Consider the following 18,259-nt stretch of genomic DNA (forward strand, 5'->3'; position numbering starts at 1 on the left):
CCCCACCTCCGCCGCCGACCAGCGCAATACGTCGCGCAGGATCAGCACCGCGCGTTGCCGGGGCGGCAGGTGCTGCAGTGCCGCGACGAAGGCCAGCCGGACGGACTCGCGGGCGACCGCGAGGTCGGCCGGGTCCATGAGCGCGTCGGGCATCGGATAGACCCAGCGGTCGTACGGCATCGGCGCGCCCAGCTCCGCGCCGGGCTCGGCCGCCGGGCCGAAGTCCATGGCCAGGGCCCGGCGGCGGGCGCCGCGTAGCATGTCGAAGCAGACGTTCGTGGCGATGCCGTACAGCCACGGGCGGAGCGGACCGCGTTCGGGGTCATAGCTCTTCCACGCCCTGACCAGGGTCTCCTGGACGGCGTCCTCGGCCTCGAACCCGGAGCCGAGCATCCGGTAGCAGTATCCGGCGAGCTCGGCGCGGTGCCGCTCGAAGTCCGTCACCTCAGCGGCTCACCTCCCACTGCAGCTCCGTCACCCATTCGTCGTGATCGTCCGGGCAGTGCAGCGACACCTCGCGGGCCAGGCCGACGGCGCGGTAGCCGTTCTCCTCGATCCAGTGGGCCAGCGCCTGCATCGTGGGGCCCACATGGTCCATCGAGCCCCGGTGGATGATCGCGGCGGCCTGCTCGATCGCGGGCAGGTCGACCACGTCGTAGCCGTCGCCCGTGGGGACCGCGACCTCCAGCCCGGCGTGGGCCAGGACCGAGCCGTCGTCGGCCTGCACGTAGTAGGCGCAGCCGGGGCCGACGATCGCCACCCCGGTCTCCTCCAGGCGTTCGACCAGCCGGCGGTAGAGCGGGGTGAGGACCGGGCCGATGTCGTCGCTCTCGTAGCTGGCCGCGCGGCCGCTGAGCACGGCCACCCGGAGGGGGGCGACCTTCTTGAGTACGACCTCGTCTGTGCGCATCTGACCTTCCCTCTCGATCGCGCGGAGCCTCGCCTCGACGCCGCGCAACCTGGCGAGGTCGGCGCTGATCTGGGCTTCGAGCTGGGCACGGCGCAGCCGTACCATGCCTTGGAGCTCTTCGGCGCTCACCTTCTCGTCGAGGATCGCGCCCACCTGCTCCAGTGTGAAACCCAGGTCCTTGATCGCGACGATCCGGTTGAGCCTGGCCAACTGCGCCGCCTGGTAGAAGCGGTAGCCGGTCGCGGGATCGACGTGCGCCGGACGCAGCAACCCGATCAGGTCGTAGTGGCGCAGCATCCGAACCGACACGAGCCCCAGCCTGGCGAAGTCTCCGATACCGAACATGACCCTCCCAGGTGTACGGCCTCCCACCGTGTCAGGGTCAACCCTATGCCCGCCCCCTGGGTGCGGCGCCTGCTCCGAACAGGCCCGGCCGGTCCCCGCCGCTGCGACGCGAAGCGTGGCGAGCAGCATCACGAGGGCGGGGACCGGCTTCCACCACCGTGCGGCCGGGACGGGATGCGGTGGTCTGTCCGCGGTGCCTCAGATATCCCGTCCCGGCAGCCCGGTGTCGGCGGCACGGGCACTGTGGGCCGCCCGCGCCACCACGCCGGCCTCTCAACCGAGGCATGCCCTACTTAGGCAAGGCAAACCTAACTTCATCACGCCTTCCGGTCAAGCGCCTCCCGTTTCACATAAATGATGGTCTACTCTCAATTGAGATGACAGTTGCAGAAGCGTTCGCTTCACCTATGACAACGGAGGTGGCCCGTCATGGGCGACGACATCAACGGCCTGCATCATGTGGGCCACATCGTGCGGGACATGGGGCAGGCGATGGAGCGCTACCGCCGGCTGGGATTCACGGTGCCCGCCCCCGCCTATCCCGTCCTCCCGCGGGTGCCCGGCGGCCCGGCCGAGCCGTTCGGGGTGGCCAACACCCACGTGTACTTCCCCGGCAACTTCATCGAACTGGTGGCCGTCGTCCCGGAGACCGGCCCCGCGCCCGAAGGCGCCCGCCCGATCCCCCTGCGGGTGCCGGACGACAGGCTGCCCGGACTGGTGGCCGCCGTGCGCGCCGCCGCCGAGAACATCACGTCCTTTCTCCGGCGCTTCCAAGGACTGCACATCATGATCGCCGACACGCCGGACCTCGACGGCGTCGCCGCCCGGCTGACGGCCTCCGGCGTCGGCCACGGCGGCGTGCACGCCGTCCAGCGGCCCGTGGAGACCAGCGTGGGGACCACGATGGAGCCCGCCCGCTACCTTGAGATCTCCGATCCCGGCCTGTCTGCCGGGCGCGTGCCCGAAGGCCGGATCGGGTTCGCCGAGAACGCACCGGCGCAGGCGCCCCCGTCGCCTCCCGACCACCCCAATGGCGCTACCGGCCTGGTGGAGTGTGTACTGTGCGTCGCCGACCCGGCGCTGCCCGAACTGGAGCGGCGCTACGGCACGTACTTCGGCCGGCCGGACGGCCGGGGGACACCGGGGACGGCGCGCTTCGGCCGGGCGAACGTCACCGTCGTCTCCGAGTCGGCGCTGGCCGCGCGGTTGCCCGGTGAGCGTCCGGCCGCCCTGCCCGCGTTCGCCGCCTACGCCGTGTCGGTCCGCGACCTCGCCGCCACCGAGCGGTTCCTGCGCGCCGGCGACGTCCCGCTCACCCGGACCGGCCCCGAGGAGCTGCTCGTCCCCGCCTCCGCCGCACTGGGCACCGCGATCGTCTTCCGCCAGGAGGGCTGAACATCCCCGTCGGGCGCCGCGATCACCTTCCGCCAGAACGATCGAACATCCTGGCGCCGCGATCGTCCTCCGCCAAGACGGTTGCGCATCCGCCCCGGCGGCCCGATCGTCCTCCGCCGGAGCGGCTGGGCATTCGCCTCTTGGCGGCGGCAGCGGAAGAGGTTACGCTACGACCGAACGTTCGGTAGGGCGAAGGGGAGACATGGACGCCGGGATGAAGATCAAGGCAGCCGCGATCGACCTCTTCGCCCGCGACGGCTACGCCGCGACCAGCATCAGAGACCTGGCCCGCGCCGTGAACATGACCAACGCCGGCATCTACCACCACGTCACCAGCAAAGAGGCCCTCCTCGCCGACCTCATGCGCGTCGGCCAGCTCGGCCTCATCGACGCCACCGACCGCCTCCTCGCCCACCGCCCCGCCCCCGCCGACCGCCTCGCCGTCCTCATCGGCTCGCTCACCGCCATCCACGCCCTCAACCCCATGACCACCCGCGTGATGGACGGCGAGCTGCGCTCGCTCACGCCGGGCTCCAGCGCCCGCGACGAGATCATCGCCCTGCGCGACCGCTACGAGGACCGCTGGCGGACCACCCTCGCCGAAGGTGCCGACCAAGGTGACTTCCGCATCCCCGACCAGCGGCTGACCCGCCTCGCCCTGATGGCGATGTGCACCGGCACCAGCGAGTGGTACCGCCCCGACGGCGACGCCTCGCTGGAGCGGGTCTGCGCCGAGTTCGTGGCGATCGGGCTGGCCTCGGTCCGCTCCCGCGTCCAGGTGAGCATGCGGCTCGACCTCTCCCTGCTGCCCGACTACCCATGGGAGCCCCATGTCGATCCCCGAGTTGATCCGGCAGGCCGCCACCCGATTCGCTGACCGACCTTTCCTGAAATTTCAGGACCGGACGCTCACCTTCGCCGACCTCGACCACCACACCGACCGCCTCGCGGGCGCCCTGGCCGCCCAAGGCGTCCGCCCCGGCGACCGGGTCGCCATCATGCTGGACAACGTCCCCGAGTGGCCGCTGAGCTGGCTGGCCGTCCTCAAGGCGGGGGCGATCACCGTCCCCGTCAACGTCCGCTACCGCTCCGCCGACCTCGCCCACATCCTGACCGACTCCGGCGCCACCCTCGCCGTCACCTCCCCCGAGTACGCCCCCCTCCTCCACGAGCAGGGCGTCCCCACCCTCACCGAGACCTCCGGCCCCGTCCCCCACCCCACCGTCCGCCCCTGGGATCTCGCCAACTTCCAGTACACCTCCGGCACCACCGGCTTCCCCAAAGCCTGCATGCTCACCCACGACTACTGGGCCACCACCGCCCGGACCATGGCCGAGTTCCTGGAACCCCGCGACGACGACGTCATGATGGTCGCCCAGCCGTTCTCCTACATGGACCCGCAGTGGATGACCCTCACCTGCCTGGTCGCCGGGATCCCCGTGGCCGTCCTGCCCCGCTTCTCCGCCTCCGGATTCTGGGCCTCGGCCCGCGAGCACGGCGCCACCCTCACCTACGTCCTCGGCACCATGCCGCTGCTGCTGTTCAAGCAGCCCCCGCACGAGCTCGACCGGGCGAGCCGCATGCGCCTGGTGCTCTGCTCCGCCATCCCGCCGAGGCTCCACGCCGCCCTGGAAGAGCGCTGGGGCGCCCCGTGGCGCGAACTGTACGGTTCCACGGAAACCGGCCTCGACCTCCTCGTCCGCCCCGAGGCGACCGGCACGGTCGGCACCGGCGCCATGGGCCTGCCGCCGCCCGGCAAGGAGGTCGAGGTGCTCGCCGAACCCGGCGAGACCGGCGAGATCGTCGTACGCGGCCACCCGATGATGCGCGGCTACTGGAACCACCCGCAGGCCACCGCGACCGCCTTCGAGGGCGGCTGGTACCACACCGGTGACCTGGGCTTCCGCGACGAGCACGGATACATCCACCACGCGGGCAGAACCAAGGACATGGTCCGCAGGGGCGGCGAGAACATCTCCTGCGCCGAGGTCGAGAACGTGCTCGCCGAGCACCCCGCCGTCCTCAACGTGGCCCTGGTGCCGATCCCGGACGAACTGTTCGGCGAGTTGCCCAAGGCGTTCGTGCAACTGCGCCCCGGCCACGAGCCGGGCAGGCAGACCGCGCTCGACATCGTCGCGCACGCCAGGCGGCGCCTGGCCAAGTTCAAGATCCCGGCGTTCGTCGAGTTCGTCTCCGGCTTCTCGCTGACCCCGTCGGCCCGCATCGAGAAGCGCCACCTCCTGCAACCCGCGCGCGACCAGCGTGCCGGGGCCGTCGCCGTCGAAGGAGAACCCGCATGATCGACGTCAGTGTCCGTGACGAGGTGACGGTGGTCACCCTCCGCCGCCCGGACAAGCTCAACGCCCTCACCACCCGGATGCGCCTGGACCTCGCGGCGATCGTGCGCGAGCACGGCCGAGACGGGCGGGGCATCGTGGTCACCGGCACCGGCCGGGCCTTCTGCGCGGGCGAGGACCTGCACGAGGCGGCGGACAAGTCGCTGGTCGAGGAGGTCGCCACCTTCCACGACCTGACCAGGGCGGTGCTGGAGACGCGGGTACCGGTGATCGCCGCCCTGAACGGCCTGACCGTGGGCGGCGCCGCCGAATGGACGCTCTCCTTCGACGCCCGTCTCGGCTGCCCCGCCACGGAGTTCTTCCTGCCGGAGAACGGCATCGGCCTGTCGATCTCGAACGCGTCGAGCTACCTGCTCCCGCGCCTGGTCGGCGGCAGGGCGCTGCGCATGGTGCTCGACACGGCCCGGCTGGACGCGGACACGGCGCTGGCCTCCGGGCTCCTGGACGAGATCGTCGAACCGGACGCGCTGCTCCCGGCCGCCGTCGCCCTCGCCAGACTCTGGACGGAGCCCGGCCTCGCCACCGGCGTGCACCTGCGGCTGCTGCGCCCGTCGGTCGAGGAGGTCGAGCGGGCCTTCGTCAGGGAGACGGAGGCGGCCAAGGAGGTGGAGGACGCCGGACTGGCCCAGGCGGGAATGGCCCGCTTCGCCGCCCGCCGCCGCTGACCTCCGGGAATGGCCCGCTTCGCCGTTGCCGGCCCTAGGGGATGACGAGAGCGGCGATGAGCAGTGCGACCGCCACCGCGATAACCGCGAAGGCGTCCTTCGCCCACGCGGTCGTCACCGGACCCGGCTGCTCGTCGCGCCGCTTGGCGGCCTCGACCCGCTCGGTGATCTGGTCGCCGACCCAGTCGGCGTGGGTCTTGCCCGCGAACGCCTCGGCCGCCGCCTGCTCGGCCTTCGTCAGCGCCGGTTCGGTGCGGAACCGGCCGCGCCGGGCCGGGGCCGCGCCCCGCCGCTGCGCCTTGGCCCGCTCACGGGCGGTGCTCGTGGGCGTCCACAGGCGCAGCATCTCCTCGCCGTGCCTGACGTTGATCGAGTGGGAGACGCTCACCCCGCCGATGGAGGCCCACGGCAGGAACGTCGTCCGGAACGGGTTGCGCACCCGCAGGCCGTCCTCTTCGAGCACGGTCGCGGGCCGCATCGCCACGGCGTACACGAGCGCGGTGATCGCGGCCAGCACCGCCGCCGCGATCAGCGTCGACTTCCCTGAGTAGCGCAGCGTGAGATCGACCGCGTTGACGAACACGAACCCCGCCCACACCATGGCGAAGACGAACATGTTCTTGGAGCGGAAGGTCTGTTTCACGGCTGCCACTTCAGTTGGGCGAAGCCCGGCTTGATGACCCCGTTGATGAGCGCGAGCCGCTCGTCGAAGGGGATGAAGGCCGACTTCATCGCGTTGACCGTGAACCACTGCAGATCGTCCCAGCCGTAGCCGAACGCCTCGGCCAGCTTGGCGAACTCCTCAGAGACGGAGGTGCGGCTCATCAGCCGGTTGTCGGTGTTGACCGTGACCCGGAAGTTGAGGCTCCGCAGCAGCCCGATCGGATGGTCGGCGATCGAGGCCGCCGCCCCGGTCTGCAGGTTGGAGGTCGGGCACATCTCCAGCGGGATGCGCTTGTCGCGGACGTAGGAGGCCAGCCGGCCGAGCTTGGCGCTGCCGTCGCCGGAGACCGTGATGTCGTCGATGATGCGCACGCCGTGGCCGAGCCGGTCGGCGCCGCACCACTGGATCGCCTGCCAGATCGACGGCAGCCCGAACGCCTCGCCCGCGTGGATGGTGAAGTGGGCGTTCTCCCGCTGAAGGTACTCGAAGGCGTCGAGGTGACGCGTGGGAGGGTAGCCCGCCTCGGCGCCGGCGATGTCGAAGCCGACCACGCCGACGTCGCGGTAGCGGACGGCCAGTTCGGCGATCTCCATCGAGCGGGCCTGGTGGCGCATGGCGGTCAGCAGGGTGCCGACCCTGATGCCCCGGCCCCGCGACCCGATCCGGAACCCGTCGAGGACGGCCTGCACGACCTCGTCCAGGCTGAGCCCGTTCGTGGTGTGCTGCTCGGGCGCGTAACGCACCTCGGCGTAGACGACGCCGTCGGCGGCGAGGTCCTCGGCGCACTCGGCGGCCACCCGGATCAGGGCCTCGCGCGTCTGCATGACGCCGACCGTGTGGTCGAAGGTCTCCAGATAGCGTTCGAGCGAGCCCGAGTCGGAGGCTTCCTGGAACCACTCGCGCAGACTGCCGGGATCGCCGGTGGGCAGCCGGTCGTAGCCCGCCTCGCGGGCCAGATCGACGATCGTCTCGGCCCGGAGTCCGCCGTCGAGATGGTCGTGGAGCAGGACCTTCGGGGCGCGCCTGATCTCGTCCTGCGTCGGCTGCACACTCATCTCGCCATCATAATGTGCGGTGATGCCTGACCTCATCGGCCGAGACCATCCCGCCGCCACACTTCGCGGCGCGGTCGAACGTGCGCTGACCAGCCACGGCTCACTCGTGCTCGTCACGGGCGAGGCGGGCGTCGGCAAGAGCGCGCTCGTCGCCGAGGCCGCCGGGCACGCCCGTCGGGCGGGCGCCCGGGTGCTGAGCGCCGCCTGCTGGGAGGGCGAGGGCACGCCCGGCTACTGGCCGTGGATCCAGATCGGCCGCAGGCTCGGCGCCGACCTCCTCGACGGCGCCGGATCGGCCTTCGAGTTGTACGACGCGGTGACGGCGCGGCTCGTGGCCGCCTCCCGCGAACGCCCGGTGGTGGTGGTCCTGGAGGACCTGCACTGGGCCGACCCGGCCTCGCTCAAGCTGCTCGACTTCGTCGTACGGCATGCGTGGTTCGAGCGCCTGCTCGTGGTCGGCACGGCCCGCGAGGGCGAGGCCGAGCTGCCCGCCGACCTGAAGGCGACCACGCTCGCGCTGACCGGCCTCGACCGTGACGAGGTCGGCGAACTGGTCGCCCGCACGGCGGGCCGCGAGCCCGGCCCCGGCCTGGTCGCCGAGATCCACCGGCGCACCGGCGGCAACCCGTTCTTCGTCGAGCAGACCGCGCGCCTGTGGCAGGGCGGCAGCCCGCTGGAGACGATCCCGCCGGGGGTGGGCGCGGCGATCGACCGGCGGCTGTCGCGGCTGTCGGCCGACACGCTCGACATCCTGCGGACGGCCGCCGTCCTGGGCGGGGAGTTCGACGAGGAGACGCTGTCGCGCGCGCTCGGCCGGCCGGTGGCGAGTCCGCTCGGCCAGGCGGCGGCCGCCGGGCTGGTCGCACCGCTCGGTCCCGGCCGTTCGGCGTTCGTCCACGATCTCGTCCGCGAGACCCTGTACGCCGGGCTGCCCGGCGACGACAGGCGGGCCAGGCACGCCGCCGCCCTGGCGGCCCTCGGCGACGCCCTGCCCGCCGAGCGGGCCCACCACGCCTACCTGGCCGCCTCCCCCGACGCGGCCGGTCTCCTGCTCGACGCGGCGCGCGACGCGGGCGCCCGGCTGTCGGACGAGGAGGCCGTGGGCCACTACCGGCGCGCGCTGGAGCTCGTCCCCGACGCCGCCGCCAGGGCGGACCTTCAGCTCGATCTCGGGACGACTCTCCACCGCCTCGGCGACGACGCCGGCGGCCGGGCGCAGATCGAGGCGGCCACCGAGACGGCCCGCGCGCTCGACGATCCCGATCTGCTGGCCCGGGTCGCGCTCAAGCTGTACTCAGCCGGTCATCCGGAGTTCGCCGGCGAGGCCCACCGGCGGCTGCTCGACGGCGACACCGTCCGGATGGAGGAGGTCGCCGGCGAGCTGAATGCGCTGGCCACCAGCCGGGCCCGGCTCGGCACCGACGACCAGGCGCTCGGTGAGGCGCTGATGACCGGCCTCGTCGCGATCTGGGGCCCCGGGACCGCCCGAGAGCGCCTCGCCATCGCCGAGGAGCTGTCGGCGGTCGCGGAACGTTCCGGCGACGTCCGGCTCCGGCTCCAGGCCCTGTCGTGGCGGGCGGCCTGCACCCTCGAACTCGGCGACCCCGCCCACCTTTCCGTCCATCGGGCCCTCACGGAGCTGTCCGAGCGGTCCGGGTTGCCGCTGTTCGTCCATGACGCGGCCCTGAGCGGTGCCAGGCTGGCGCTGCTCACCGGTGACTTCGCCGAGGTGAGACGGCTCGCCGAGGTCATCCGCGAGCTCGGCGAGCAGCCGTACGTCGGCCGTGACGACCTGCGCTGGACGCAGTTGTGCTCGGTGGCGCTGCTGCAGGGCCGTTTCGACGAGCTGGACACCGTGCTCGGCGAGATGCGGGAGGCGCGCAGCCCGCACTTCCCGCTGTACAACGCGGTCTGCGCGGTGCAGCTCGGCGACGCCGACGGGGCCGTACGGCACCTGGCCGAGATCATGGCGGCGGGCGAGCCGTACCTTCGCTGGATGGCGCCGCTCTGGCTGCGCTTCCAGGCGCAGGCGGCGGCGCTGTCGAAGGACCCGGAACTGTGCCGGCGGGCCCGTGCGGCCATCGCCCCCTACGCGGGCCAGTGGGCGATCACCGGGTCGATCGGGGTCGACGGGCCGTACACGCTGTGGATCGCGGTGATCGACGCCGCGCTGGGCCACCTCGACGCGGCCGAGGCCGGGTTCACCGAGGCGCGGCGGCAGGCCGAGGCCCTCGGCGCCTGGCCGTGGGCGGTGGAGGCCCGCGCCCGGCTGATCGAGGTGCTGGCCGCGCGGGGCGAGGACGTCTCCGAGGCGGCGGAGGAGGTCGAGCACGACGCCGCCCGGCTCGGCATGCTCGTGCGGCTGCCCAGGCGCGGCTCCCATGTCTTCCGCCGCGAGGGCGAGGTCTGGACGTTGGCGTTCGGCGGCCGTACGGTGCACCTGCCCGACGCCAAAGGGCTGCGCGACCTGCACGTACTGCTCGGCAGGCCCGGCGCGGAACTGCCCGCCGTCTCCCTGCTCAACCCGGCGGGCGGCGCCGAGGTCGTCGCCGCCCGCACCCTGGGCGGCGACGACGTGCTCGACGAGACCGCCAAGGCCGACTACCGGCGGCGGCTGGAACTGCTGGACGAGGAGATCGACGCGGCGGCGCTGCTCGGCGACCAGCGGCGGGCCGCCGAGTACGACGCCGAGCGGCAGGCGCTGCTCGACGAGCTGCGCCGGGCCTCGGGGCTGGGCGGACGCGCGCGACGGCTCGGCGACGAGGCCGAACGGGCCCGCAAGGCCGTGACGAACCGCATCAGGAACACCCTGCGCCAGCTCGACGAGCGCCACCCCGAGCTTGCCGCCCACCTGCGCGAATGCGTCTCCACCGGCGCCGTCTGCCGCTACCAGCCCACCACGCCGGTCACCTGGACGCTCTAGGCCCGGAACTCCCCCACGTTCTCGGCCACCCACTCGGCGAACGTACGGCCGGGGCGCCCGGTCACCTCCTCGACCGTGGGCAGCACGGTCATGCCGACGGCGGGCGGGTCGGCGCCGAGCATGACGGCGAACTCGATCGTCTCCTCGTCGGCGCCCCAGCCGCGCATCTGCTCGCGCAGCCCCTGCTCGGTCAGCTCCTCGAAGCGGATCTCGCGGCCGAGGGCGGCGCCGATCAGCCGTACGCGCTGCTCGGGGGTGAGCAGTTCGGGGCCGGTCAGCGTGTACGAGCGACCCGCGTGGCCGTCCTCCAGCAGCGCGGTGACGGCGACCGCCGCGATGTCCGCCTCGTGCACCGACGATCCGGCCCAGTTGCCGAACATCCGGACCACGCTCTCGTCGCGGACGGACGGCACCCACTCACGGACGTTGGCCATGAACTCGACACACTTGATCTGCGTCCACGGCAGGTCGCTCTCGCCCAGCGCGGCCTCGACGCTGCCCTCGTCCCAACCGGTCAGTACGCTCACCCGCTCGACGCCCGCCCGGCGGGCCAGCTCGACGATCTCCTTGCCGTTGTCCAGCGGGGCGTACAACTCGGCGCCGCCGAACGTCACCAGGTGCAGCCGCGTGACGCCCTCCAGCGCCGGTGCCAGCGACCCGGCGTCGGCCAGGTCGCCGAACGCGACCTCGACCGGCGCGGGCAGGTTCGCGCGGGCGGGGTTGCGGCTCAGCGCCCGTACCCGCTCGCCGCGCTCCACGAGCTGCTTCACGATCTGGCGTCCCACGGTGCCGGTCGCTCCGGTGACCAGAACAGTCATTTCATCCTCCTGAGGTGGTCTCACCCAGAAGGCGCTACATCCGATGTGGCGGGCCGCTAGCCGCTCAGTCGCGGTGGACGGTGTCCGGCGAGAAGGCGGGCAGGCACACGGCGACGTACTCGGCGCCCTCCGGTCCGCAGCTGTAGCGGATCTTCTCCCCTGCCTCGGTGACGATCGCCTGGCCCGCGTGGACCTCGGTGACGCCTCCGGCGTGCTCGACGCTGACGGTGCCGCGCAGCACGACGGTGTACTCGGTGAACTCGGGGGTCTGGGCGGGCTCGTCCCACCCGGGCGGAGCCACCATGTGGGCGACGGACAGCGTGTCGTCGCCGCTGTTGACTCGCCCGACGTACTCGTCGATGACCTTGCCGCCGGGCACCGGGATCCGGGTCGCCCCTTCGATCTTTCTGACCATCGGGTCAGTCTGCCACGTCGATGACGAGCCGCTTCGGCGAGCCCAGTTCGGTGACGCGGAACCCGGCGCGGCGGTCGAGCACCAGGCCGACGCCGACCTGGCCCTCGAAGTCGCCGGTCCTGACCACGCTGAGCAGGTTACCCAGCCTGGCCTGGTAGATGGGGCCGCCGCGCCAGGTGGGGGTGCCGCGCTCGGTGTGGGCGTGCGCGGGGGTGAGGGTGACGTGCAGGAACGCCCGGCCGCCGGCGTCGATGCGGTGGCCGGAGCCGTCCTGGATCAGCTCGTCGGCCCAGGTGACCCGGTAGCCGGGCATGTCGGCGCCCCTGAGGTCGATGACGACGCGGTCGTAGGCGCTGTGGGAGGCGAACCGGACGGCGGTGACGACGGCGGGCTCGCCGCTGCGGCGCTCGACCTCGACGGTGGCGGTCCCGGTGGGAGCGGGCTCGCCGGGACGCTCCTCCGCCTGCTGCCCCGCCGACGGCCGATCGGCGGCGGGAGGCTCACGGTCGGGCTCACGGTCGGGCTCACGGTCGGCGGGAGGCTCGGCGTCGGCCGGGGGTTCGGCGTCCGCAGGGGGCTCGGCGTCCGCGGAAGGCTCGCGGGGCTGCTCCGGGGCGGTCTCACGCTCGGTCTGGACGGTGCCCGACGTGGCGGTTCCCTGGGAGGCGGCGGGACCGCAGGCGACGAGCAGCGGAAGCATGCCGACGGCGACGAGCCGGAGCGAGGGGCGCATGAGCGCAGTATGCACAGCTCATCAGCCCGGATGTGGCCACTCGGCGAAATCTCCGCAACCGTACGGCCGGTCGCACGGCGAAGGCGGCCACGGACGCGGCCGCCTTCGCTTCGGTGCCGGTGGGACTCAGAGTGTGACGCGGTCGGCGGCCGCCTTCGTTTCGGTGTCGGCGGGGCTCAGGGTGTGACGCGGTCGGCGGCCGCCTTCGTTTCGGTGTCGGCGAGGCTCAGGGCGTGATGCGGTCGATGACCAGAGGCAGAGGCAGACGGTCCGCCACGGCCTCGCCGACGGCGTAACCGCCTTCCAGGGCCTCCAGGGCGCGGCCGAAGCGGCCGGGGTCGTCGGCGTGCAGGGTCAGCAGCGGCTGCCCCTCCTTGACGGCGTCGCCCGGCTTGGCGTGCAGGGTGATGCCGGCGCCGAAGGAGACCGGGTCGCCCTGCCTGGCCCGTCCGGCGCCGAGCCGCCAGGCGGCCAGGCCGACCGCGTAGGCGTCCAGCCGTGACAGCACGCCGGTGGCCGGGGCGGTCACGACGCTGGACTCGGCGGCCGTCGGCAGCGGGGCCGAGGGGTCGCCGCCCTGGGCGGTGATCATGCGGCGCCAGGCGTCCATGGCCGAGCCGTCGGCCAGGGCGTCGGCCGGGTCCTTGCCGGAGATCCCGGCGGCCTCCAGCATCTCGCGGGCCAGCCGTACGGTGAGTTCGACCACGTCGGCGGGCCCGCCGCCGGCCAGCACCTCGACCGACTCCTGAACCTCGACCGCGTTGCCGACGGCCAGCCCCAGCGGGGTGTCCATGGCGGTGAGCAGCGCGACCGTGCGCACGCCCGCGTCGGTGCCGAGCGCGACCATGGTCTCGGCCAGTTCACGGGCCCGTTCGGTGGTCTTCATGAACGCGCCGGAGCCGACCTTGACGTCGAGGACGAGCGACCCCGTCCCCTCGGCGATCTTCTTGGACATGATCGACGAAGCGATGAGCGGGATCGCCTCGACGGTGCCGGTGACGTCGCGCAGGGCGTACAGCTTCTTGTCGGCGGGGGCCAGGCCGGACCCGGCCGCGCAGACGACCGCGCCCGCCCCGCGCAGGACGGCCAGCATCTCGTCGTTGGACAGCGACGCCCGCCAGCCGGGGATGGACTCCAGCTTGTCGAGCGTGCCGCCGGTGTGGCCGAGCCCGCGTCCGGAAAGCTGCGGGACGTAGGCCCCGCACGCCGCCACGAGCGGCGCCAGCGGCAGCGTGATCTTGTCGCCGACGCCGCCGGTCGAGTGCTTGTCGGCCGTGGGGCGGTCGAGCGAGGACCAGTCCATGCGCTCGCCGGAGCGGATCATGGCCTGGGTCCAGTCGGCGATCTCGCGGCGGTCCATGCCGTTGAGCAGGATCGCCATCGCGAGCGACGACATCTGCTCGTCGGCGACCTCGCCCTTGGTGTAGGCGTCGATCACCCAGTCGATCTGCGCGCGCGTCAGCTCGCGGCCGTCGCGCTTGGCGACGATGACCTCGATGGCGTCCATCAGGCTCCCCTGCTCAGGTCGTCGGGGCCGAAGGCGTACGGCAGCAGCTCCGCCATGCGCTTCGGCCCGTCGGGCGTTTCCACCAGCAGCTCGTCGCCGCCGAATTCGTACAGCAGCTGACGGCACCGGCCGCACGGCATGAGCAGCTCGCCGTGCCCGTCCACGCAGGTGAAGGCCACGAGCCGGCCGCCGCCCGAGGCGTGCAGCGCGGAGACGAGTCCGCATTCGGCGCACAGGCCGAGCCCGTAGGAGGCGTTCTCGACGTTGCAGCCGGTCACGATCCGGCCGTCATCCGCGAGCGCGGCGGCGCCCACCGGGAACTTGGAGTAGGGCGCGTACGCGTTGCGCATGGCCTCGCGGGCCGCGTCGCGCAGGCCGTCCCAGTCGATGTCCATGATCAGTGCTGCTCCCCGCGCCGGTAGCGGACGCCGTCTGCCTTGGGCATGCGCAGGCGTTGCGATGCCGCCAGCAGCACGAGCAGGGTGAGCACGTGCGGCGTGATGTAGACGAACTCGTCCGGCAGCTTGTCGATGACCATCCACAGCCAGATGAGCACGACGGCGCCTGCCGCGGCGGCGGCCATCGTCGTGTACTCCTTGGCGCCGGTGCCGGCGATCTCGACCGGCCCGCTGGAGCGAACGATCTTCCTCACCTTGACGGCGAGGTAGACCAGCAGCAGAACCGCGCCGAAGAGGAAGATCGTCGTGACGGCGCCCTTGCTGCGCAGTTGGAGGCCGTCGGCGTAACCGAAGAGCGTGGCTCCGGCGGCGAGCCCGCCCGGCCGCCAGTTACCGAAGATCATGGAGGCGAGGCCGATGAAGCCGCGTCCCTGTGTCTGGCCCTCGACGTACTTGGAGACGAAGAAGACCAGGAAGGTGCCGCCGAGCCCGGCGAACGCGCCGGAGATGACCACGGCGACGTACTTGAGGGTGTAGACGCTGACGCCGAGCGACTCGGCCGCCCACGGGTTCTCACCCACCGAGCGCAGCCGCAGGCCGAAGGCCGTGCGCCAGAGCACGAAGAAGGTGAGCGGCACCAGCGCGACGGCCACGATGGCCAGCAGGTTGACGTTGCGGGTGAGGCCGCCGAGGACACCTGCCACGTCGGAGATCAGGAACCAGTGCGTGCTCTCCAGATCGCCCAGCAGGTTGGGGCCGGAGGAGAGGATCGGCAGGCTGATCTCGGGTGCCTTCGTCGACAGCGCCGGTGAGGTGGTGATGCCCGCGCCCAGGGCGGACGCCCCGGTGCCCTCCTTGTAGAGGACCTCGGACAGGAAGCGGGTGACACCGGGGCCGAGCAGGTTGATCGCGACACCGCTGATGATGTGGTCGACGCCGAAGCCGACGGTGGCGATGGCGTGGATGAGCCCGCCGATCGCGCCCGCCGCGACCCCGGCGACCAGGGCGGCCATGAAGCCCCACTGGTACCCGGCCCATCCGGCGAACCAGGTGCCGAGCACCATCATGCCTTCGAGACCGATGTTCACCACACCGGCGCGCTCGGCCCACAGACCACCGAGACCGGCCAGGCCGATGGGAACGGCGAGAGCCAGCGCGGCGGCGAACGTCCCGGACGAGGTGAGGTCGTTCTGGCCGGAGATCATCCTGACCAGCGACACCACCGCGATCAGGGCGGCGATGCCGATCAGGGTGAGGTGGTACTTGCGGGTGCGCGTCATGCTGCCACCTCAACAGGTTTGTCGGTACCGAGCTCCCGAGCCGCCCTGCGCTCCTCGGCGCGGAGGGCCATCCGACGGGTGACCTCGTTGGAGACGACCACGAGCAGCACGATCGTGCCCTGCATGATGATGATCACGCTGGGCGGCACGTTGGCGAACTGCAGGGGCCCCTGTGCGCGGTCGAGGAAACCGAACAGCAGCGCCGCGACGGCGATGCCGACCGGCTTGTTCCGGCCGAGCAGCGCCACGGCGATGCCGAGGAAGCCGAGCCCCGGGGTGAAGTTGTTGTTGTAGGCGTGGTTGGAGCCGAGCAGCTCGGGTACCCCGATGAGCCCGGCGATGGCACCGGACAGCACCATCGCCGAGATGACCATCTTCTTGGGGTTGACGCCGGAGGCCAGCGCGGCCGAGGGGTTGAGCCCGCTCGCCTTGACGTCGAAGCCGAACCGGGTCCGCTCCAGCACCAGCCAGAGGCCGATGCCGAGCAGGATCGCCACCACGAGGAAACCCCACAGCCCGCCGCCTCTGGGAGCGGGCAGCCCGAACAGCTCGAACAGGAAATTCAGGTTGGGCATCCAGGCCGATTCGGGCAGCGGCGGCGTGGAGATCGTCAGCAGACCTTCTGCCCGTTCGCCCATGAACGGCCCGCGTACCAGGAAGGCGGCCAGGTTGAGGGCGACGTAGTTGAGCATGATCGTGGCGATCACCTCGTTGACGCCCCTGCCCACCTTCATCAGCGCGGGTATGAGGGCCCACAGTCCGCCGACGACGGCCGCCACGATGATGATCACCGGGATCTGGATCCAGGCGGGCGCCACGAAGGTGGAGCCGACGAAGGCGGCGACGACCGCCGCGATCCGGTACTGCCCCTCGACGCCGATGTTGAAGAGGTTCATCCGGAAGCCGACCGCGACGGCCAGTCCGGCGATGAACAGCGGGACCGCCCGGTTGATCATGGCGGTGATGCTGTTGACGACGGCGCGCGGAGTCTCGCCGAAGTTGAAGAACGCGGCGAAGGCGTCCGCCGGGCTGGCCCCGGCGACGACGATGGCCACGCTGGAGATCGCGACGGCCAGCACGATGGCGACGACCGCACCCGCGACGGTCAGCAGCGCGCGATAGAGCCCTGCGGGCATCACATCTCCTCGGTGGCGGCGATGGCGCCGGTCATGTAACCGCCCAGGGTCTCGGGCGTGACGTCCGCCGGGTCGAGCTGGGCGACCAGGCTGCCCCGGTAGATCACCCGCAGCGTGTCGGACAGCCCGATGAGCTCGTCGAGGTCGGCGGAGATCAGAAGTACGGCCAGGCCCGCCGCGCGGGCGTGACGCAGGTGGTCCCAGATGGCCGCCTGGGCGCCGACGTCCACGCCCCGGGTGGGGTGGGCGGCGATGAGGAAGGCGGGGGCGCCGCTCATCTCCCTGCCGATGATGAGTTTCTGCTGGTTGCCGCCGGACAGCGCGAGCGCGAGCGTGTCGACGCCGGGGGTGCGGACGTCGTACTGGTCGATGATGCGGGCGGTGTCGGCCTTGGCCTTGCGCCGGTTGATCCAGATGCCCTTCCTGGCGGGCTTCCTGGTCTGGTGGCCGAGGACGCGGTTCTCCCACAGGGACGCTTCCAGGAGCAGTCCCTGGCGGTGGCGGTCCTCGGGGATGTATCCGATGCCGGATTCGCGGCGTTTGAGAGTGGACCAGCCGCTGATGTCCTGGCCGTCGAGGGTGACGGTGCCGTGCGTCTGACGCATGCCCATGATGGCCTCGATGAGCTCGGACTGGCCGTTGCCCTCGACGCCCGCGATGCCAAGGATCTCGCCTTTGCGGATCTCGAAGGACACCTCGTCGAGCAGCAGCCGGACGCCGGCGGCGCGCAGCGACTCGGGGGTGGCGTTGGGAACGTACCCGCCGGCGCCGAGGGTGAGGCCGGAGACCTGGAGCGCGACCCTGTCGGTGACGGTGGACTCGCGGATCTCCGGGGTGGGCAGTTCGCTGCCGACCATGAGCTCGGCGAGTTGGCGGGCGCTGGCGATCTCGCTGCGAGGCAGGCTGGCGACGGTGGTGCCGCGCCTGATCACCGTGATGGCGTCGGCGATGCTGAGCACCTCGTCCAGCTTGTGCGAGATGAAGATGACGGTGAGGCCGTCGGCCTTGAGCTCGCGCAGGTTGTCGAACAGTTCCTCGACCTCCTGCGGCACGAGGACCGCGGTGGGCTCGTCCAGGATGAGGATCCGGGCGCCCCGGTAGAGGACCTTGAGGATCTCGACGCGCTGCCGGTCGCCGACGCCGAGTTCCTCGACCAGCCGGTCGGGGTCGACGTGCAGGCCGTGGTCCTCGCCGAGTTTGAGGATGCGGGCGCGGGCGGCCGCCGTGTCGAGGGTGCCGGCCTTCTTCGGCTCGGCGCCGAGGACGATGTTCTCCAGCACGGTCAGGTTGTCGGCCAGCATGAAGTGCTGGTGGACCATGCCGATGCCGACGTCGATGGCGTCGCTGGGCGAGCGGAAGCTCACGTCCGCGCCGTTGACCCTGATCTGGCCCTCGTCCGGCTTCTGCATGCCGTAGAGGATCTTCATCAGGGTGGACTTGCCCGCGCCGTTCTCACCACAGATCGCGTGGACGGTGCCGGCCTCGACGGCGATCCGGATGTCATGGTTGGCGACGACGCCGGGGAATCGTTTGGTGATGCCCGTCAGCTCGACGGCGGTTGTCGCCGGAGCGAGCGTGTCGGAGCTCATCGGTCGCTCACCGTGCTCATGCGGTCTCCTGGAGCCAAAGGCGGGATAGAGCGAAGCCCGGGGAGCGGA

Annotated in this window: 17 protein-coding genes; 5 read left to right on the forward strand and 12 right to left on the reverse strand. The window is 71.9% G+C overall.

Annotation, left to right across the window (positions count from 1 at the left end; all coding sequences use genetic code 11):
* Together ABD120_RS11390 and ABD120_RS11395 are read right to left on the reverse strand one after the other, a co-directional pair.
* Positions 1-444: sigma-70 family RNA polymerase sigma factor (locus ABD120_RS11390; protein ID WP_343949754.1), on the reverse strand; the 444-nt coding region annotated here is incomplete at its 3' end.
* Position 445: 1 nt separating this feature from the next.
* Positions 446-1,255 carry a MerR family transcriptional regulator gene (locus ABD120_RS11395; RefSeq protein ID WP_343949755.1) on the reverse strand — a complete coding sequence of 270 codons (810 nt, stop codon included), beginning with the start codon at positions 1,253-1,255 and terminating at the stop codon, positions 446-448.
* 429 nt (positions 1,256-1,684) lie between these two features.
* Here ABD120_RS11395 and ABD120_RS11400 point away from each other — a divergent pair, with 429 nt between their 5' ends.
* The 4 genes from ABD120_RS11400 to ABD120_RS11415 all read left to right on the forward strand — a co-directional run bounded on the left by ABD120_RS11400 (position 1,685) and on the right by ABD120_RS11415 (position 5,672).
* A complete protein-coding gene (locus ABD120_RS11400; RefSeq protein WP_343949756.1) occupies positions 1,685-2,650 on the forward strand; it encodes a VOC family protein in 966 nt (321 codons plus the stop codon).
* Positions 2,651-2,864: 214 nt separating this feature from the next.
* Entirely contained in the window at positions 2,865-3,527 is a 663-nt protein-coding gene (locus tag ABD120_RS11405) for a TetR/AcrR family transcriptional regulator (RefSeq protein ID WP_343949757.1), read from the forward strand.
* Positions 3,481-4,950, forward strand: a complete 1,470-nt coding sequence (locus ABD120_RS11410; RefSeq protein WP_343949758.1) for a class I adenylate-forming enzyme family protein — start codon at positions 3,481-3,483, stop codon at positions 4,948-4,950. The genes ABD120_RS11405 and ABD120_RS11410 overlap by 47 nt, the downstream gene beginning before the upstream one ends.
* On the forward strand, positions 4,947-5,672 hold the full coding sequence (locus ABD120_RS11415) for an enoyl-CoA hydratase/isomerase family protein (protein ID WP_343949759.1): 726 nt from the start codon (positions 4,947-4,949) through the stop codon (positions 5,670-5,672). Before ABD120_RS11410 ends, ABD120_RS11415 begins: the two co-directional genes overlap by 4 nt.
* Positions 5,673-5,706: 34 nt before the next feature.
* Here the strand turns inward: ABD120_RS11415 and ABD120_RS11420 are convergent, their stop codons facing one another.
* Together ABD120_RS11420 and ABD120_RS11425 are read right to left on the reverse strand one after the other, a co-directional pair.
* Complete coding sequence (locus ABD120_RS11420; protein WP_343949760.1) at positions 5,707-6,315, reverse strand: PH domain-containing protein; 609 nt, start codon at positions 6,313-6,315, stop codon at positions 5,707-5,709.
* On the reverse strand, positions 6,312-7,391 hold the full coding sequence (locus ABD120_RS11425; RefSeq protein ID WP_343949761.1) for an adenosine deaminase: 1,080 nt from the start codon (positions 7,389-7,391) through the stop codon (positions 6,312-6,314). The genes ABD120_RS11420 and ABD120_RS11425 overlap by 4 nt, the downstream gene beginning before the upstream one ends.
* A gap of 22 nt (positions 7,392-7,413) precedes the next feature.
* Here ABD120_RS11425 and ABD120_RS11430 point away from each other — a divergent pair, with 22 nt between their 5' ends.
* Positions 7,414-10,314 (forward strand): ATP-binding protein, encoded by a 2,901-nt coding sequence (locus ABD120_RS11430; RefSeq protein WP_343949762.1) that lies wholly within the window; start codon positions 7,414-7,416, stop codon positions 10,312-10,314.
* Here ABD120_RS11430 and ABD120_RS11435 read toward each other — a convergent pair.
* From ABD120_RS11435 to ABD120_RS11470, 8 genes are all read right to left on the reverse strand, one after another.
* Positions 10,311-11,132 (reverse strand): NAD(P)H-binding protein, encoded by an 822-nt coding sequence (locus tag ABD120_RS11435; protein ID WP_343949763.1) that lies wholly within the window; start codon positions 11,130-11,132, stop codon positions 10,311-10,313. The two genes, ABD120_RS11430 and ABD120_RS11435, sit on opposite strands and share 4 nt — an antisense overlap.
* Before the next feature lie 64 nt (positions 11,133-11,196).
* Positions 11,197-11,547: a cupin domain-containing protein gene (locus ABD120_RS11440; protein WP_343949764.1), complete on the reverse strand. Its 351-nt coding sequence runs from the start codon at positions 11,545-11,547 to the stop codon at positions 11,197-11,199.
* Positions 11,548-11,551: 4 nt separating this feature from the next.
* Positions 11,552-12,280 carry an AMIN-like domain-containing (lipo)protein gene (locus ABD120_RS11445; RefSeq protein ID WP_343949765.1) on the reverse strand — a complete coding sequence of 243 codons (729 nt, stop codon included), beginning with the start codon at positions 12,278-12,280 and terminating at the stop codon, positions 11,552-11,554.
* A gap of 226 nt (positions 12,281-12,506) precedes the next feature.
* The gene (locus ABD120_RS11450; RefSeq protein ID WP_343949766.1) at positions 12,507-13,787 is read right to left on the reverse strand and encodes a thymidine phosphorylase; all 1,281 of its coding nucleotides are present in this window, start codon (positions 13,785-13,787) and stop codon (positions 12,507-12,509) included.
* Positions 13,787-14,182: a cytidine deaminase gene (locus ABD120_RS11455; protein ID WP_343949767.1), complete on the reverse strand. Its 396-nt coding sequence runs from the start codon at positions 14,180-14,182 to the stop codon at positions 13,787-13,789. Before ABD120_RS11455 ends, ABD120_RS11450 begins: the two co-directional genes overlap by 1 nt.
* 2 nt (positions 14,183-14,184) lie before the next feature.
* The gene (locus ABD120_RS11460; protein ID WP_343949768.1) at positions 14,185-15,465 is read right to left on the reverse strand and encodes an ABC transporter permease; all 1,281 of its coding nucleotides are present in this window, start codon (positions 15,463-15,465) and stop codon (positions 14,185-14,187) included.
* Positions 15,462-16,601, reverse strand: a complete 1,140-nt coding sequence (locus ABD120_RS11465) for an ABC transporter permease (RefSeq protein ID WP_343949769.1) — start codon at positions 16,599-16,601, stop codon at positions 15,462-15,464. Before ABD120_RS11465 ends, ABD120_RS11460 begins: the two co-directional genes overlap by 4 nt.
* Positions 16,601-18,190 (reverse strand): ABC transporter ATP-binding protein, encoded by a 1,590-nt coding sequence (locus ABD120_RS11470; protein ID WP_343949770.1) that lies wholly within the window; start codon positions 18,188-18,190, stop codon positions 16,601-16,603. Before ABD120_RS11470 ends, ABD120_RS11465 begins: the two co-directional genes overlap by 1 nt.
* Positions 18,191-18,259 lie beyond the last annotated feature (69 nt).

Source organism: Nonomuraea longicatena, from assembly GCF_039525605.1.
In the GTDB taxonomy this organism is placed as follows: domain Bacteria; phylum Actinomycetota; class Actinomycetes; order Streptosporangiales; family Streptosporangiaceae; genus Nonomuraea; species Nonomuraea longicatena.

Bases quoted from the DNA above. Each gene is read 5' to 3' on its own strand.
- ABD120_RS11415 (WP_343949759.1), top strand. From the start codon at position 4,947: ATGATCGACGTCAGTGTCCGTGACGAGGTGACGGTGGTCACCCTCCGC.
- ABD120_RS11425 (WP_343949761.1), bottom strand. From the start codon at position 7,391: ATGAGTGTGCAGCCGACGCAGGACGAGATCAGGCGCGCCCCGAAGGTC.
- ABD120_RS11430 (WP_343949762.1), top strand. From the start codon at position 7,414: ATGCCTGACCTCATCGGCCGAGACCATCCCGCCGCCACACTTCGCGGC.
- ABD120_RS11445 (WP_343949765.1), bottom strand. From the start codon at position 12,280: ATGCGCCCCTCGCTCCGGCTCGTCGCCGTCGGCATGCTTCCGCTGCTC.
- ABD120_RS11400 (WP_343949756.1), top strand. From the start codon at position 1,685: ATGGGCGACGACATCAACGGCCTGCATCATGTGGGCCACATCGTGCGG.
- ABD120_RS11455 (WP_343949767.1), bottom strand. From the start codon at position 14,182: ATGGACATCGACTGGGACGGCCTGCGCGACGCGGCCCGCGAGGCCATG.
- ABD120_RS11465 (WP_343949769.1), bottom strand. From the start codon at position 16,601: ATGCCCGCAGGGCTCTATCGCGCGCTGCTGACCGTCGCGGGTGCGGTC.
- ABD120_RS11460 (WP_343949768.1), bottom strand. From the start codon at position 15,465: ATGACGCGCACCCGCAAGTACCACCTCACCCTGATCGGCATCGCCGCC.
- ABD120_RS11440 (WP_343949764.1), bottom strand. From the start codon at position 11,547: ATGGTCAGAAAGATCGAAGGGGCGACCCGGATCCCGGTGCCCGGCGGC.
- ABD120_RS11450 (WP_343949766.1), bottom strand. From the start codon at position 13,787: ATGGACGCCATCGAGGTCATCGTCGCCAAGCGCGACGGCCGCGAGCTG.
- ABD120_RS11435 (WP_343949763.1), bottom strand. From the start codon at position 11,132: ATGACTGTTCTGGTCACCGGAGCGACCGGCACCGTGGGACGCCAGATC.
- ABD120_RS11470 (WP_343949770.1), bottom strand. From the start codon at position 18,190: ATGAGCTCCGACACGCTCGCTCCGGCGACAACCGCCGTCGAGCTGACG.
- ABD120_RS11405 (WP_343949757.1), top strand. From the start codon at position 2,865: ATGAAGATCAAGGCAGCCGCGATCGACCTCTTCGCCCGCGACGGCTAC.
- ABD120_RS11410 (WP_343949758.1), top strand. From the start codon at position 3,481: ATGTCGATCCCCGAGTTGATCCGGCAGGCCGCCACCCGATTCGCTGAC.
- ABD120_RS11395 (WP_343949755.1), bottom strand. From the start codon at position 1,255: ATGTTCGGTATCGGAGACTTCGCCAGGCTGGGGCTCGTGTCGGTTCGG.